The sequence below is a fragment of the Streptomyces sp. Edi4 genome (assembly GCF_040253615.1).
Taxonomy (GTDB): Bacteria; Actinomycetota; Actinomycetes; order Streptomycetales; family Streptomycetaceae; genus Streptomyces.
The window spans coordinates 6,139,089-6,153,903 of the sequence record NZ_JBEJGY010000004.1 but is presented as its reverse complement, the minus strand read 5'-3'; the positions used below and the strand labels follow the sequence as shown (position 1 = coordinate 6,153,903).

Below are 14,815 nucleotides of genomic sequence, written 5' to 3'. Positions count from 1 at the left end.
CCGGGACCTCCTGCGCCGGTCCCGGGGTCCCGCCATGTCACCCCGGGGCGCGCGCGACACCCGCCGCCCGCGCGGGCCCACCCCCGCCGCCGCGCTCCCCGCCGTCGCTTTACTTGCCGTCGCCCTACTTGCCGTCCGCCCGCGCCGCCGCGTCGATCGCCGCGAGCGAGCGCCGGGCCTGATTACGGTCCGTGGTGTACCAGAAGCCGGGCAGCGAGGCCCGCAGATAGCTGCCGTACCGGGCGTTGGCCAGACGCGGATCGAGCACCGCCACCACACCCCGGTCCCCGGTCGCCCGCACGAGACGGCCCGCGCCCTGTGCCATCAGGAGCGCGGCATGCGTGGCCGCGACCGCCATGAAGCCATTGCCGCCGGCCTCCTCCACCGCTTTTTGCCGGGCGCTCATCAGCGGATCGTCCGGACGCGGGAACGGGATGCGGTCCATGACCACCAGCTGGCAGCTCGGCCCGGGCACATCGACGCCCTGCCACAGCGACAGCGTGCCGAACAGACATGTCTTCGGGTCGGCGGCGAACGTCTTGATCAGCTCGCCCAGCGTCTCCTCGCCCTGCAACAGGATCGGGTGGTCCAGACGCCCGCGCAGCTCCTCCGCGGCGGCCTGGGCGGCCCGCATCGAGGAGAACAGGCCGAGCGTGCGGCCCCCGGCCGCCTCGACGAGTTCGGCCAGCTCGTCCATCATGTCGCCGCGCGAGCCCTCCCGGCCCGGCGTCGCCAGATGCCTGGCGACATACAGGATGCCCTGCTTGGGATAGTCGAACGGCGAGCCGACGTCGAGGCCCTTCCACCGCGGTGCGTCCTCGTCACCCATGCCCTCGGGAGACAGGCCCAGGGAGGCGCCCACCCCGTTGAAGTCGCCGCCGAGCTTCAAGGTGGCCGACGTCAAGACCACCGAGCGGTCCGCGAACAGCTTCTCCCTGAGCAGCCCCGACACCGACAGCGGAGCCACCCGCAGCGACGCGCCGAAACGGTCGTGCCGCTCGTACCAGACGACGTCCCACTCGGAGCCGTTCGTGATGCGCTCGGCCACGCCGTGCACCGTCTCCAGCATGGCCAGGGCCTGCTTGCGCACCGCGTCCTCGTCCTGGACGGACTTGTCGCGGGTCGAGCCGAGCGCCGAGATCACCTCGCGGGCGGCGTCGCGCAGCGCCATGAGCGCGTAACCGAGATCTTCGGGAACCTCCTCGAGGCGGCCGGGCAGCGCCAGCTCCATGACCCGCTCGAAACCCTCCGCCGCGGTCTGGAGCTGATCGGCGACCTTCTCGTTGACGAGCTTGGCGCTGCGCCGCACGGTCCGGCTGACCTGCCCCGGGGTGAGCTCACCGGTGGCGACGCCGGTGACCCGGGAGACCAGCTCGTGCGCCTCGTCGACGATCAGCACCTCGTGCTGCGGTAGCACCGGGGCGCCCTCGATCGCGTCGATGGCGAGCAGCGCGTGATTGGTGACGACCACGTCGGAGAGCTTGGCGCGCTCGCGGGCCATCTCGGCGAAGCACTCCGCCCCGTACGCGCACTTCGAGGCGCCCAGGCACTCACGCGAGGACACCGACACCTGGCTCCAGGCCCGGTCCGAGACGCCCGGGGTCAGTGCGTCACGGTCACCGGTCTCCGTCTCGTCCGCCCAGTCCCGCATCCTCAGGAGGTCCTGGCCCAGCTTGCTGGTGGGCGCGGCCGCCTCGAACTGGTCGAACAGGCCCTCGTCCTCGTCCTGCGGGGCGCCCTCGTGCAGGCGGTGCAGGCACAGATAGTTCGAGCGGCCCTTGAGCATGGCGAACTGCGGGCGGCGCCGCAGCAGCGGCTGCAACGCCTCCACCGTGCGCGGCAGGTCGCGCTCCACGAGCTGGCGCTGGAGGGCGAGCGTGGCCGTGGCGATCACCACGCGCTCTCCGTGCGCGAGCGCCGGCACCAGATAGCCGAGGGACTTTCCGGTGCCCGTCCCGGCCTGGACCAGCAGGTGGGAGGCGTCGTCGACAGCGTCGGCGACGGCCGTGGCCATCGCGACCTGGCCAGGGCGCTCCACGCCGCCGACGGCGGTGACGGCGGCGTGCAGGAGCTCGGGGAGTGAAGGCTTCGTCATAGCCGGACCAGCCTAAGGCTCAGCACTGACAACCGGGTCACCCAGCGGGTGCGAGCGGGTTCGCCACGGTGCCGTGCACGGTGGCGTGCGGCCGCTCCGAGCGGTCGCGGTAGCCGTCGGTGTGCAGGCGGTTGCGGTTCAGACAGAGTCGTTCGATGCGGGGGGCGAGCAGGTCGAAGGTCTCGTAGCGGTCCTTGTCCCCGGGGAAACGCGCCTGGTAGCGCAGGATCTCCTCGCGCACCAGGGCCCAGAAGTCGCCTTCCGCGACCCCGAGTTGGTCCTCGCACAGCACGGCGAGGAACCGGTAGACCCCGACGAACAGCCCCGCGTGAATGAACTGCGTGAGGAAGTCGGGCGCCTCGGTGAGCAGGACCTTCCGCACGTCCTCGGGCATCGATTCGTGTTCGGGCAGGTGCTCGGCGCTCACATTGATGTCGTCGACGAAGTCCTTGATCGCCAGACGGACGGGCACGTCCTGGTCGTCGAAGACGACGATGGCGTTCTCGCCGTGCGGCGAGAAGACGGTTCCGTACCGGTACAGGAAGCGCAGCAGCGGCGGCAGCATGGCGGCGAACAGATGCCGCAGCCACACCCGGGGCGCCAGACCCGAACGGGTGACGAGTTCGGCGGTGAAGGCCCGTCCGTCGGCGTCGGTGTGCAGCAGCGCCGCCAGGGTGCGGGCGCGTTCACCCGCCGCGAGCTTCGGCGGCAGCGGCTCGCGCCAGATCGCCCCCAGCAACTCCTTGTATTGGTAGGGCACTTCACCGATGCGGTCGTAGACCGGGTGCTCCACGGCCACCGACGCGACCTCGCCGAGCAGGATGACCCGGCACTCCTCGCGCAGAAAGGGGTCCCTCTCGCACAGGCCCTGGACCCAGGAGGTGACGGCGGGCGCGGCCACGGTGCGCTCGGTGGGCAGTCCGCGCCAGACCAGGGTGTTGAGGATGGACAGCGGCAGCTTCACCGTGTGGCGCTCGGGGCTCGACAGGTTGAGGAAGGTGCGGATGGACTGCTGGGGAAGGCGCACGTCGCCGTCGGTGGGCAGCGGCACGATGGCGTTGTCGGCGACGGCGGGGGCGAAGAGCGGAAGGATCATCTCCGTCCACTGCCAGGGGTGCACGGGCAGATACAGATACGCCTCCGGGTCGAGGGCCCGGGCACGCAGCGCGGCGGCGAAGGCGGCGCGGACGGGGGCGTCGAGCTCGCGCGCGTAGAGGCGATCGGGCGTGGCCAGGGCCTTGACGCCCCGGTAGCCGGCCAGGTCGGTACGGACCGCGATCCAGGGCAGCCGGGCCGGGATGCGGGCCTCCGGGCTCCACCGGGCGGCGTCGTCGGCGGAGAAGCCGAGCCGGCCCTTGTTGAGCACCAGCCACGGGTGCCCGCTCTGGTGCCCCTCCAGCTCCGCGTAGCCGAGGTCGGCCAGGCGCGCGGCGGGCAGCGCCGTGCTCTGCAACCGGGTGTCGGCGGCCAGGGTGGCGGACAGCTCCCGTACGAGGTGGCCGAAGGTGGCCCCGTCGATGCCGAGGGTACGGCGGGCGAGCGCGAGAAAACGCAGCGGATCGGTGAGGGCCCGGCCACCGGGCGGCGCGGCGCTCCCCCCGGGGCATGCGGTCCGCAGCCCCGGGCCCGCTGCCGCCTGTCCCGTGAGCCCCGGGCCCGCTGCCGCCTGTCCCGTGAGCCCCGGGCCCGCTGCCGCCTGTCCCGTGAGCCCCGGGCCCGCTGCCGCCTGTCCCGTGCCGGATGCGGGCGGCTCGGCCGGCTGCGGGAGGTGGCGTACGGAGTCGGGCTCCACCTGCCAGCCTCCGTAGGCTCCGCGCCGCGCGACGAAGGCCAGCGTGCTGCCGTCGTCCAGCGTGAACCCGTAGTGAGCCGCCGTTTTCCCGGTCGGATGGGGATTGTCAGTGGCGGGCCCTACCGTTGGTTTCACGATCTCCTCGTACGCGAAGGCGCCGATCATCTTCGCGAGGAGCAGCTGTCCCGCGCGGTCCCACGCCTCGCGGTTCAGCTCGGGCGGGGCCAGCAGCGCGGGCGGGGCTTTCGGGTCGAGGAGGCCGTGGGAGTCATGGGGGGAAGGAGGGTTCGGCACAAGGACTCCTCGGGGTCAAACCGGTGCGTGGCAGGGGGTATGCGAAGCGGCGGGGCGTTCACAGCAGGTTCCTGAGCGCGCGGTCGCGGACCATCAGGGCGGCGCGCTTGTCGGGAAGGTCGACCTCCGCGTGGAAGCGGAAGCCGGCGCTGAGGAACGCGGAGACGGAGGGGGTGTTGCGCAGATCGGGTTCGGCGATCACCCGGGGGCACTGCGGGCGGTGGTCGAGGACCAGGTCGGCGACGGCTCGGAGCAGGGTGGTGCCGACACCGCGGCCGCGATCGACGACGCCCCCGATCAGCAGATGGATGCCGGTGTCGTGGGGGCGGGCCGGATAGTGGCGGGCCAGCGGGTCCAGGTCGGCCCGGTAGATCTCCCAGTAGCTCATGGGGGTCCGGCCGAGTACGCCGAGGCAGGGCACGCTGCGGCCGTCGCCGTCCAGTTGGCGGCGCAGATGGGCGGCGGTGACGTGCTCGGGTCCCGCCAGCTCCCAGAAGGCGGCCACGGCGGGGTCGTTCATCCACCGGGTGAGCAGGGCGAGATCGCGTTCGGGTGTCACGGGCAGGAGACGGAACTGCCCGAGCGCGGTGGTGGCCGGCGCCCAGTCGCCGGGGGAATCGAGGAGGTCCTGTCCCACCGGGCGGCCGGCGGCGGAGTCGCTGTCGCCCGGGCCCGGGGGGCCGGGCTCGGCGGCCGGCTCAGCGAGCAGGGACAGCAGGCCGTCGGGCAGTTGCAGGTCCAGGGTGTCCTCGGCCGCCCCTGCCGGTTGGGGGGCCGGGCCGGCGTCGGCGTCGGTGCTCGCATCGGTGGGAGGCACGGCGACGCTCCTCTCAGCAGTTCGTAGGGGTCAAGTGCCGCTGATGTGAAGGGGGTTGGCGATGGTGACGTAGACGGACTGGGTGTCGACCGGGCCGACGAGTTCGTCGAGGCCGTGCAGCCGGGTCAGCAGATTGGCCTTGCAGCGCAGCGTCGCGCCGCCGAGCAGCTGGCCGGGCAGCGGCGAGCCGAGGCCCGCCGAACCGGCGAGGAACTGGCGCAGGGCGGCGAGCAGGACACGTTCGTCGGCGAGGTGCTGCGCGCCGAAGGCGCCGATGAGACCGAGGATGTTGTTGACGCCGAGGTAGTAGGCGAAGCGTTCGTCGGTCACGGCGTCGGGGACGAAGGTGTCGCTGGTGGCGCCGATGCCCGGCAGGCGGCGCTCCAGGTCGGCGCGGTGCGACTCGCGGAAGTAGTAGCCCTGGTTGTCGCGGTAGCGGCCGCCGGCGGGCCAGCCGTCGGGATCGAGCAGGACCAGCGTGTTCTGCTGGTGGGCCTCGAGGGCGATGCCCGCCGTGCCGTCCAGCCACAGCAGCGGGCGCACCACGTGGTCGAGGTAGCGCAGGAACCACTCGGCGCAGACCGCCGTGGTGGGCCGTCCGGTGCGGGCGGCGAGCCGGCCCATCACGTCGGCCAGGCGCGAGTGCGTGCCGCTACGGCCCGGCATGGGCCTGGGGGCGGTGAGCGCGGCGAGGCAGACGGCGTCGTCGCCGTACGCGAAGGGGTTGTGGCGGATCATGACGTCGAGCCCCGCCAGCGCCTCGCCGTTCGGGGTGTCGACCGCGAGCCAGGCCGGGTCGCGGACGATGTCGAAGCAGGGGTGGGCGGCCTGCCACTGTTCGCCGAGCCCGGCCCGCAGCAGACGGTGGACCTCCACGCCCCGGTGGAGTTCCTTGCGGAGGTTTTCCCGGCGGGAGTTGGTGATGCGGACGCCGAGCGACAGTTTGAGCATGGCGTCGGCGCCGGGGCGGTGCACGGTGCGGACGGAGGAGGTGGGGTACCAGGGGCCGCCGTGCGGACCGAGCTCACGCAGCAGTCCGGCGTCGAGCAGGGCTGCGACGGCGGGGCGCTCGACGATGTCGCGGGCCTGCCAGGGGTGCAGGGGCAACGCGGCGCTGCCGGGCGGAAGTTCGAGGCCGGGGCCGGCGAGCCGGCGCGTCAGGTCGGGGGCGCTGACCGTGCGGCCGCTCTCCGTCCAGGCCGAGTCCGAGGCCAGCACGGAGGCGTCGACGGCCAGCCAGCGCAGCGGGAAGGAGCCGCACAACTCGGGTGAGTAGCGGCGTACTTCGGTGTCGGACAGGCCCTCGCGGCTCTTGGGGGTGGGGTGCAGGGGGTGGCCAAGGAGCAGGGACTGCTCGGCGGTGAGGAAGAGGTCGGCTTCGGGGGGCGGCGCGGGGTGGGCGCGCCGGTCGGCGATGAACCACGCCGTGCGGCGCACCGAGTCGGCGACGCGTCCCACCAGGTCGGCGCCTTCGCTCTGGCCCGCCTCGCGCCCCAGCAGGGCCGCGAGGGTGACGGCGTCGACGGGCGGCGCGTCGGGGGGCGCTCCTTGCAGGGCGGGCCGGCCGAAGCGGTGCCAGCCGGTGGCCGACCAGTAGGGCACGGGTACGAGCAGCGCGGTGGCGCTGGCGGGGAGCGGGATGCGCAGGACCATGCCGTCGGGCGCGGCCAGGTCGTTCTCGCGCACCCAGCAGCGCAGCAGGTTCTCCACGGCGGCCGCTTCGGCCGCGGCGGCGGGGTCGGCGGCGTCGAGCGGGTCCGGGTCGCGGTGCGCGGTCAGTCGTTCGCCGTGGATCCCGGCCTTCTGGCGCGGCACCGTCGTCGGCTCGGCCGCCACGGGGCCGCAGGGGGCGGTGGCGGGGCCGTCGGCCTCGTGCGCGTCGGGTGCGGGGGTGGGATTCACGGGGGCGTTCCTCGGGTGTTCGTGGAGCGTGGTCCTGGTTCAGGGAGACGAAGCGGGGGGCGCATGGGGAGGGGGGGCGCGGGGGGGGCGAGTCGGGCGAGCGGGGAGTCCGGTCCTTGTTCGGGGGGGACAGCCGGTGTGGTCCTGGTTCAGTGGGGTGGTCCGGTTTCGCCCCGGTGGTGCGCGCCGGGCCCGGCGCCGGCCACCGCTTTGACGCGCGCGTGCGGTGCGCGGGAGACCGCGGCCACGGCGTCGGCGAGGCGGTCCAGGACCGCCACGGCCTGTTCGTCGGTGAGGGTGAGCGGGGGCAGCAGCCGCACCACGCTGGAGTGGCGGCCGCCGAGTTCGACGATGAGCCCGCGCCGCAGGCACGCGCGCTGCACGGCCGCCGCGAGTTCCGGCGCGGGCGGCGGCGGGCCGCCCGAACTCAGGTCCTCGCGCTCGGGGTCGACGAGTTCGACGCCGATCATCAGGCCGCGGCCGCGTACGTCGCCGATGCAGGGGTGGTCGGCGGCGAGCCCCTGCAACTGGCCGAGCATGCGGGCGCCGAGGACGGCCGCGCGGTCGGCGAGGCGGTTCTCGCGGACGTGGGCGAGGGTGGCGGCGCCGGCCGCCATGGCGAGCTGGTTGCCGCGGAACGTGCCGGCGTGCGCGCCCGGCTCCCACACGTCGAGGTCGTCGCGGTACACGATCACGGCCAGGGGCAGGGAGCCGCCGATGGCCTTGGAGAGCACCATCACGTCGGGCACCACGCCGCTGTGCTCGACCGCCCAGAAGGCGCCGGTGCGGCCGACGCCCGTCTGCACCTCGTCGGCGATCAGCGGGATGGAGCGCCGCTCGGTGATCTCCCGCATCCGGCGCAGCCAGGCGTCGGGCGTCGGGATCACCCCGCCCTCGCCCTGGACCGGTTCGAGGATCATCCCGGCCGGCGCGGGCAGACCGCCCTTGGGGTCGTCGAGCAGGCTCTCGGTCCAGCGGGCCGCGAGTTCGGCGCCGCGTTCACCGCCGATTCCGTACGGGCAGCGGTAGTTGTGCGGGTAGGGAAGGCGGGTCACGCCCGCCTCGCGGCCGCCGCCGGAGACGGCGAGGGCGCCCGCGGTCATGCCGTGGTAGGCGCCGGTGAAGGCGAGCATGCCGGTGCGTCCGGTCGCGGTGCGCACGAGTTTCAGCGCGGCCTCGACGGCGTCGGTGCCGGCCGGCCCGCAGAACTGGATCCTTCCGTGCTCGGCGAGTTGGCGCGGCAGGGTGGCGAAGAGCTCGGTGATGAAGGCGTCCTTGACCGGTGTGGCGAGGTCGAGGACGTGCAGGGGCGCGCCCGAGTCGAGGACGGTGCGGATCGCTTCGAGCACGACGGGGTGGTTGTGGCCGAGCGCGAGCGTGCCGGCGCCCGAGAGGCAGTCCAGATAGCGCCGTCCGTCGGCGCCCTCGATCGTGAGCCCGCGCGCCCGCACGGGCACGATGGGCAGCGAACGGGCGTAGGTGCGGGCCGCCGACTCCCGCAGGGACTGCCTGCGCAGGATTGCCTCATGAGCGCCCGGCGGCGCCGCCGGGGCTGGTTCGGTCACGGCCACGACTGCTGGTCCTCCCGCTGTGACGGTTCTGTGGCGCGTCCGTCGCGCGATGCGTACGCCCACGCTGAACGCTGTCCTGATGTCCCCCGTACGTACCAACGACGCCGGCGGCGCGGGATCACGGCCTGAAGCGAAGTTCCTTGCCGGTGGGCAAGGTTGGCCTTACCCGGGCGGCCGGGCGGGGCGGCAAGCAAGGCGATGGCGGCCCCTGCCGCGTGCCGTCCGTCCGGGCCCCGGCATAGTGGGGGGCCGTGTCGCGGCGCCGTCCACGGCGGCGGCGCGCGCGAGTTCAGCCAACGAAGACGCTTTGACACCGAAGTCCCAGGGGGAATTCCAGATGCGACCGACACGCCCGTCCAGCGCCGAGGGCACGGGGAGGAGCACACGCCGCGGGGGCTTTCCCGTGGCACCCGCGCTCGGTCTCACGGCCGCGCTCGCGCTGACCGCCACCGCGTGCGGGCCCGGCGATTCGAGCGCCGACAGCAAGCCGTCGGCGTCGGCGGCCTCGGGTGGCACTGACAAGTTTCAGATTCCCGATGACGTCAGACAACAGCTGAAGAAGCATGGGATCGACCCGGACAAGTGGAAGAACGGCGAGTGGAGGAACTGGGACAAGGACAAGTGGCTCCGTGAGGCGAAGGACTACGTCAACCCGATCATCCAGGGCCTGTGGGACCCGGACCGGATGCGCAAGGCGGACAAGCCCCCGGAGAAGACCGTCCCCAACGACATCTCCGGCGACAAGGGGGTGACGGACCCGGCGCCCGCGCCCGTCAAGGCGGCCGCCGTGAAGGCTCCGTACCACCAGAGTCTGCCGGAGCTCGGCAAGCTCTTCTTCGACAGCCCCGAGGGCTCGATGGTGTGCTCGGCGACGGTCGTGCAGGATCCGGCGCATCCGGGCAAGTCGAACCTGGTGTGGACCGCCGGGCACTGCGTGCACGCGGGCGCCAAGGGCGGCTGGTACCGCAACATCGCCTTCGTCCCCTCGTACAACAACACCGACCTGGCGACCTCGCAGCTGCAAAAGGCGACCAAGCAGCAGATCGCGCCGTACGGCGTCTACTGGGCCGACTGGGCGCAGACGTCGCAGCAGTGGATCGAGGGCGGAGGCCCGACGGGCGGGCAGGGCGCTCCGTACGACTTCGCGGTGCTGCATGTGACGCCGGAGAAGGGTTCAAACGGCAAGTCCCTGGAGGAGACCGTCGGCGGGGCGCTGCCGGTGGACTTCAACGCCCCGGCCGTGCCGAAGATCGCCTCCATGACGGCCAACGGGTACCCGGCGGCGCCTCCCTATGACGGCCAGAAGCTGTTCCAGTGCAAGGACAGGCCGGGCCGGCTCTCCCTCGACGCGAGCCTGCCGACGATGTATCGCCTGGGCTGCACCATGACCGGCGGGTCCTCCGGCGGCGGCTGGATCGCCACTGGTTCGGGCGGCAAGCCCTCGCTCGTCTCCAACACCTCCATCGGCCCGGTCACGGCGGGCTGGCTCGCCGGTCCGCGCCTGGGCAAGGAGGCCAAGGGCGTGTACGACTCGGTGAGCGGCAAGTACGCCGGTCACTGAGCCTGTTGCGGGGGTCCTGTGAACGTCGGGGCCCCCGTTCGTCCCCCTCGTGCCGAGCGGGCATAGTAGGGGGCCGCGCGGTGGGGCGGCGGCGTACACCCGCGCCCATCGCGCTGACAAGTACATGGCAAAACCTGCCTCGACGGGCAGGCTCATCAGGGGGAATCGTTTTCATGCGATCCATACGTCCGCTGCTGACCGCTTCCGGTCTCGCGGCGGCCATCGCGCTGACCGCCACCGCGTGCGGTCCGGGCGACAGCGACGCCGACAGCAAGCCGTCCGCCTCCGCCTCGGCCAAGGGCGGCGCGAGCGCGCCCTCGGGCCTGGCCGACGCCCTCAAGAAGCACGGCGTGGTGCTGGACAAGTGGAAGGACGGCGGCTGGAAGAACTGGGACAAGGGCACCTGGCTGCGCGAGGCCAAGGACTTCGTCAACCCGGTGATCGACGGACTGTGGAAGCCGGACCGGATGAAGTCGGCCAAGGACCCGCAGAAGACCATGGCGGCCGGCGACGCCACCGGCGGCACCGGTGCCTCCGACCCCGAGCCCGCGCCGGTCAGGGCCGCCCAGGAGAAGCTGCCCTACCACCAGTACGCGGCCCCGGTCGGCAAGGTCTTCTTCGACTCCCCCGAGGGCTCCATGGTGTGCTCGGGCACCGTCGTGAAGGACCCGGCCCACCCCGGCAAGTCCAACATGGTGTGGACCGCCGGGCACTGCGTCCACCAGGGCGGCTCCGGCGGCTGGTACCGCAACATCGCCTTCGTTCCCTCCTACAACGACCAGGGCAAGTCGGCTGCGGCGCTGAACAACGCCAAACCGCAGCAGATCGCGCCCTACGGTGTCTACTGGGCCGACTGGGCCTCGACCTCCAACGAGTGGATCAACGACGGCGGCCCGACCGGCGGCACCGGCGCCCCGTACGACTACGCGGTCCTGCACGTCAAGCCGGAGAACGGCACCAAGTCCCTCGAAGAGACGGTCGGCAACGCGCTGAGCGTCAACTTCTCCGCTCCGCAGGCCAAGACGGTCGGCGCGATGGGCGCCTGGGGCTACCCGGCGGCGCCGCCCTATGACGGCCTTCAGATGTTCAAGTGCGTCGACCGCCCCGGGCAACTCTCCATCAGCCCGGGCACGCCCCCCATGTACCGCATCGGCTGCACCATGACGGGCGGCTCGTCCGGCGGCGGCTGGTTCATGAACGGCCCCGACGGCAAGGATCAGCTGGTCTCCAACACCTCGATCGGGCCGGTCACTTCGGGCTGGCTGGCCGGACCCCAGCTCGGCGCCGGAGCCAAAGCGCTCTTCGACGCGATGAGCGCGAAGTACGGCGGCAGGTAACACCTCGCGCGCACCCCGCGCGGCCCCGCACAACGCGAGGGCCCGCCCCCTCTTGGCCGAGGGGGCGGGCCCTTGTCGCGTAGCTGTCCTGGGGACGAACGCTCAGTGCGCGGCCGGTACATAGGGAGCGAACTCCGCGGCCAGCACCTCGTGCACCCGGGCCTTGAGGACGGTGCCCTCCGCCACGTGCTCCTCGGAGATCACCTCGCCCTCGGCGTGCGCCCGTGCGACCAACTGCCCCTGCGTGTACGGCACCAGCGCCTCGATCTCGATCGAAGGACGCGGCAGTTCGCTGTCGATGAGCGCGAGCAGTTCCGCCATGCCCTCACCGGTGCGCGCCGAGACAGCGATGGAGTGCCGCTCGATCCGCAGCAGCCGCTGGAGCACGACCGGATCCGCCGCGTCCGCCTTGTTGATCACCACGATCTCGGGCACGTTGACGGCGCCCACGTCGCGGATGACCTCGCGCACGGCGGCCAGCTGCTCCTCCGGCGCCGGGTGCGAGCCGTCCACCACGTGCAGGATCAGATCGGAGTCCCCGACCTCCTCCATGGTGGAGCGGAACGCCTCGACGAGGTGGTGCGGCAGGTGCCGGACGAACCCGACGGTGTCGGCCAGCGTGTACAGCCGCCCGCTGGGCGTCTCGGCCCGGCGCACGGTCGGGTCGAGGGTGGCGAACAGCGCGTTCTCCACCAGCACGCCCGCGCCCGTGAGGCGGTTGAGCAGCGAGGACTTTCCGGCGTTGGTGTACCCGGCGATGGCGACCGAGGGCACCTTGTTGCGGCGCCGCTCCTGGCGCTTGATCTCGCGGCCCGTCTTCATCTCCGCGATCTCACGGCGCATCTTCGCCATCTTCTCGCGGATCCGCCGACGGTCCGTCTCGATCTTGGTCTCACCGGGACCGCGGGTGGCCATGCCGCCGCCACCGCTGGACCCGCCGCCGCCCATCTGACGCGACAGCGACTGACCCCAGCCGCGCAGGCGCGGCAGCATGTACTGCATCTGCGCGAGGGAGACCTGCGCCTTGCCCTCACGGGACTTGGCGTGCTGGGCGAAGATGTCGAGGATCAGCGCGGTCCGGTCGACCACCTTGACCTTGACGACGTCTTCGAGATGGATCAGCTGGCCGGGGCTCAGCTCACCGTCGCACACCACCGTGTCCGCGCCGCTCTCCAGGACGATGTCCCGCAGCTCCTGGGCCTTGCCGGAACCGATGTAGGTGGCCGGGTCGGGCTTGTCACGGCGCTGGTAGACGCCGTCCAGCACGAGGGCGCCCGCCGTCTCGGCGAGAGCCGCGAGCTCGGCCAGCGAGTTCTCCGCGTCCTGAAGGGTGCCCGTCGTCCAGACGCCGACCAGCACCACGCGCTCCAGACGCAGCTGGCGGTACTCGACCTCGGTGACGTCTTCGAGCTCGGTGGACAGGCCCGCCACGCGGCGCAGCGCGGCCCGCTCGGAGCGGTCGAACTGATCGCCGTCCCGTGCCCCGTCGATCTCGTGGCTCCAGGCGACGTCCTCTTCCATCAGGGCATCGGCCCGAAGGCTCTCGGTGCGGTGGGTCTCCGCGAAGCTCTGCTCGTCCTGGGAAGGGGATGAAGAGGAGGTCATTGGATCCTTTACGTCGTTGGAATCGCGGACCGGAAGATCCTGAGGGAAATCCGGCTGTGTCGGTCACAACGCGTGATGGACCCGAATGATTCCCGGACGGAATCCGGCCCTGGTGGCGCCGCCGACGTGAACGATGGTCGCACGGGCCCTCGGGGGCCGTCACCCGGGTTTTCAGGCCCCCGCCCCGGCCCCCGGCCGGTTTGGCGGGCCCGGGGGTGCCTCAGTGACGCGTGGCCGAGTGTGCCGAACGGGCCGGGCGGGCCGGGCGCGGCGGCGCGCTGCGCCAGTCCCGGTGACCCGGCATCGGTGGAGTCTTCTCGCCGTACAGCCACGCCTTGAAGAAGCCGGACAGGTCGCGCCCGGCGATCTCGGAGGCCAGCGCGGCGAAGTCGGCGCTCGACGCGGTGGAGTCCCGGTGGTCCCGCACCCAGCGCCGCTCCAGCCGTTCGAAGGCGCGCGTCCCGATCTCCTCGCGCAAGGCGTACAGGACCAGGGCGCTGCCGTCGTAGACGATCGGGCGGAAGATACCGATCTTCTGGCCGGGCCCTGCCGCCCTCGGCGCGGCCGGCGGGCCACCGGCGGCGCGCCAGCCGTCGGACTGGGTGTACGCCTCACGCATCCTGCGCTCCATGGGCCGCTTGCCGAATTCCTCGGCGTACCGCGCCTCGTACCAGGTCGCGTGCCCCTCGTTGAGCCACAGGTCCGACCAGGCCCGGGGCGAGACGCTGTCGCCGAACCAGTGGTGCGTCAGCTCGTGCACCATGATCGAGTCCACATACCACTCGGGGAACTCCGGCCGCAGGAACAACGACCGCTCGAACAGTGTCAGGGTCTGCGTCTCCAGCTCGAAGCCCGTGGAAGCGCCGGCGATCAGCACCCCGTACGTCTCGAACGGGTACGCCCCGACCTGCCGCTCCATCCACTCGATCTGCCCGGGGGTCTTCTTCAGCCACGGCTCCAGCTTCGCCCGGTCCGCCGCCGGGACCACGTCGCGGATCGGCAGCCCGTGCGGCCCCTCGCGGTGCAGCACCGCGGAGTGTCCGATCGAGATCTGCGCCAGTTCGGTCGCCATGGGATGGCTGACGCGGTACGAGGAGACGACCCGGCTGCCCTGGCGTTCATGGCCGATGGGCAGACCGTTGGCCACGACCGTCACGTCGGCGGGCGCGGTCACATGGAAGGTGAAGAACGCCTTGTCGGAGGGGTGGTCGTTGCACGGGAACACCCGGTGGGCGGCGTCGGCCTGATTGGCCATCACCAGGCCGTCGGAGGTGCGCACCCAGCCGCCGTCGCTCGCGGCGTTCGGGTCGCTGGTGTGGCGTACGGTGATCCGCAGCCGTTCCCCGGCGCTCACGGACTCCTGCGGGGTGATCACCAGGTCCTCGTCGACGCTGGCGAACGCGGCCGGGCGCCCGTTCACGTCCACGCCGTGCACCGTGCCGCGGGCGAAGTCGAGATTGATCCGCTCCAGGGCGTCCGTGGCGACGGCGTCGATGGTGGTGACGGCCTCCATGGGCTTGTTGTTCTCGCCGGGGTAGGTGAGCCCGATGTCGTACGCGAGCACGTCGTAGCCTGGGTTGCCCAGGTGCGGGAAGAGGGGGTCCCCGATGCCGAGCGGTACGGGGGCGGGCAGGGCCGCGGCGACTACGGATGCCGCGGCCGCGGCAAGCAGCGCGGCACGCAGGCGGCGGGAGCGGAAGGGGCGAGGGGTGAGCGGCATGCCCTACCGCTACCAGCGCGAGGGGGGCCGCTCGTGCCGACGCGCATGGGGGCCACCCGAACGGGGGTGGTGGGGGGCGGGTAGTGGGCGGGGCGATGACGGCTGTCAGACGGTGAAAAGT

General features: G+C 72.3%; 9 protein-coding genes. 2 read left to right on the top strand and 7 right to left on the bottom strand.

Annotated elements, in window-relative coordinates; translation table 11 throughout:
• Window positions 1-124: 124 nt before the first annotated feature.
• The 5 genes from ABR738_RS29960 to ABR738_RS29940 all read right to left on the bottom strand — a co-directional run bounded on the left by ABR738_RS29960 (window position 125) and on the right by ABR738_RS29940 (window position 8,471).
• Window positions 125-2,095 (bottom strand): ATP-dependent DNA helicase, encoded by a 1,971-nt coding sequence (locus tag ABR738_RS29960; RefSeq protein ID WP_350233053.1) that lies wholly within the window; start codon window positions 2,093-2,095, stop codon window positions 125-127.
• Between the two features lie 37 nt (window positions 2,096-2,132).
• Entirely contained in the window at window positions 2,133-4,052 is a 1,920-nt protein-coding gene (locus ABR738_RS29955) for an IucA/IucC family protein (RefSeq protein WP_502964253.1), read from the bottom strand.
• Window positions 4,053-4,239: 187 nt separating this feature from the next.
• Window positions 4,240-4,998 carry a GNAT family N-acetyltransferase gene (locus ABR738_RS29950; protein ID WP_350233051.1) on the bottom strand — a complete coding sequence of 253 codons (759 nt, stop codon included), beginning with the start codon at window positions 4,996-4,998 and terminating at the stop codon, window positions 4,240-4,242.
• A gap of 30 nt (window positions 4,999-5,028) precedes the next feature.
• Window positions 5,029-6,900, bottom strand: a complete 1,872-nt coding sequence (locus tag ABR738_RS29945) for an IucA/IucC family protein (RefSeq protein ID WP_350233050.1) — start codon at window positions 6,898-6,900, stop codon at window positions 5,029-5,031.
• Between the two features lie 149 nt (window positions 6,901-7,049).
• Window positions 7,050-8,471, bottom strand: coding sequence for a diaminobutyrate--2-oxoglutarate transaminase family protein (locus ABR738_RS29940; protein ID WP_350233049.1), 1,422 nt, complete (start codon window positions 8,469-8,471; stop codon window positions 7,050-7,052).
• 337 nt (window positions 8,472-8,808) lie between these two features.
• Here ABR738_RS29940 and ABR738_RS29935 point away from each other — a divergent pair, with 337 nt between their 5' ends.
• Both ABR738_RS29935 and ABR738_RS29930 read left to right on the top strand, forming a co-directional pair.
• Window positions 8,809-10,032, top strand: coding sequence for a trypsin-like serine peptidase (locus tag ABR738_RS29935; protein ID WP_350233048.1), 1,224 nt, complete (start codon window positions 8,809-8,811; stop codon window positions 10,030-10,032).
• A gap of 173 nt (window positions 10,033-10,205) precedes the next feature.
• Entirely contained in the window at window positions 10,206-11,369 is a 1,164-nt protein-coding gene (locus tag ABR738_RS29930; RefSeq protein ID WP_350233047.1) for a trypsin-like serine peptidase, read from the top strand.
• A 102-nt stretch (window positions 11,370-11,471) separates the two neighbouring features.
• Here the strand turns inward: ABR738_RS29930 and hflX are convergent, their stop codons facing one another.
• Together hflX and ABR738_RS29920 are read right to left on the bottom strand one after the other, a co-directional pair.
• A complete protein-coding gene (gene hflX / locus ABR738_RS29925; protein ID WP_350233046.1) occupies window positions 11,472-12,974 on the bottom strand; it encodes a GTPase HflX in 1,503 nt (500 codons plus the stop codon).
• Between the two features lie 220 nt (window positions 12,975-13,194).
• Entirely contained in the window at window positions 13,195-14,694 is a 1,500-nt protein-coding gene (locus tag ABR738_RS29920; protein ID WP_350233045.1) for a M1 family metallopeptidase, read from the bottom strand.
• Window positions 14,695-14,815 lie beyond the last annotated feature (121 nt).

Coding starts and splice junctions, on each gene's coding strand:
- hflX (WP_350233046.1), bottom strand. CDS start 12,974: ATGACCTCCTCTTCATCCCCTTCCCAGGACGAGCAGAGCTTCGCGGAG.
- ABR738_RS29930 (WP_350233047.1), top strand. CDS start 10,206: ATGCGATCCATACGTCCGCTGCTGACCGCTTCCGGTCTCGCGGCGGCC.
- ABR738_RS29960 (WP_350233053.1), bottom strand. CDS start 2,095: ATGACGAAGCCTTCACTCCCCGAGCTCCTGCACGCCGCCGTCACCGCC.
- ABR738_RS29955 (WP_502964253.1), bottom strand. CDS start 4,052: ATGATCGGCGCCTTCGCGTACGAGGAGATCGTGAAACCAACGGTAGGG.
- ABR738_RS29935 (WP_350233048.1), top strand. CDS start 8,809: ATGCGACCGACACGCCCGTCCAGCGCCGAGGGCACGGGGAGGAGCACA.
- ABR738_RS29920 (WP_350233045.1), bottom strand. CDS start 14,694: ATGCCGCTCACCCCTCGCCCCTTCCGCTCCCGCCGCCTGCGTGCCGCG.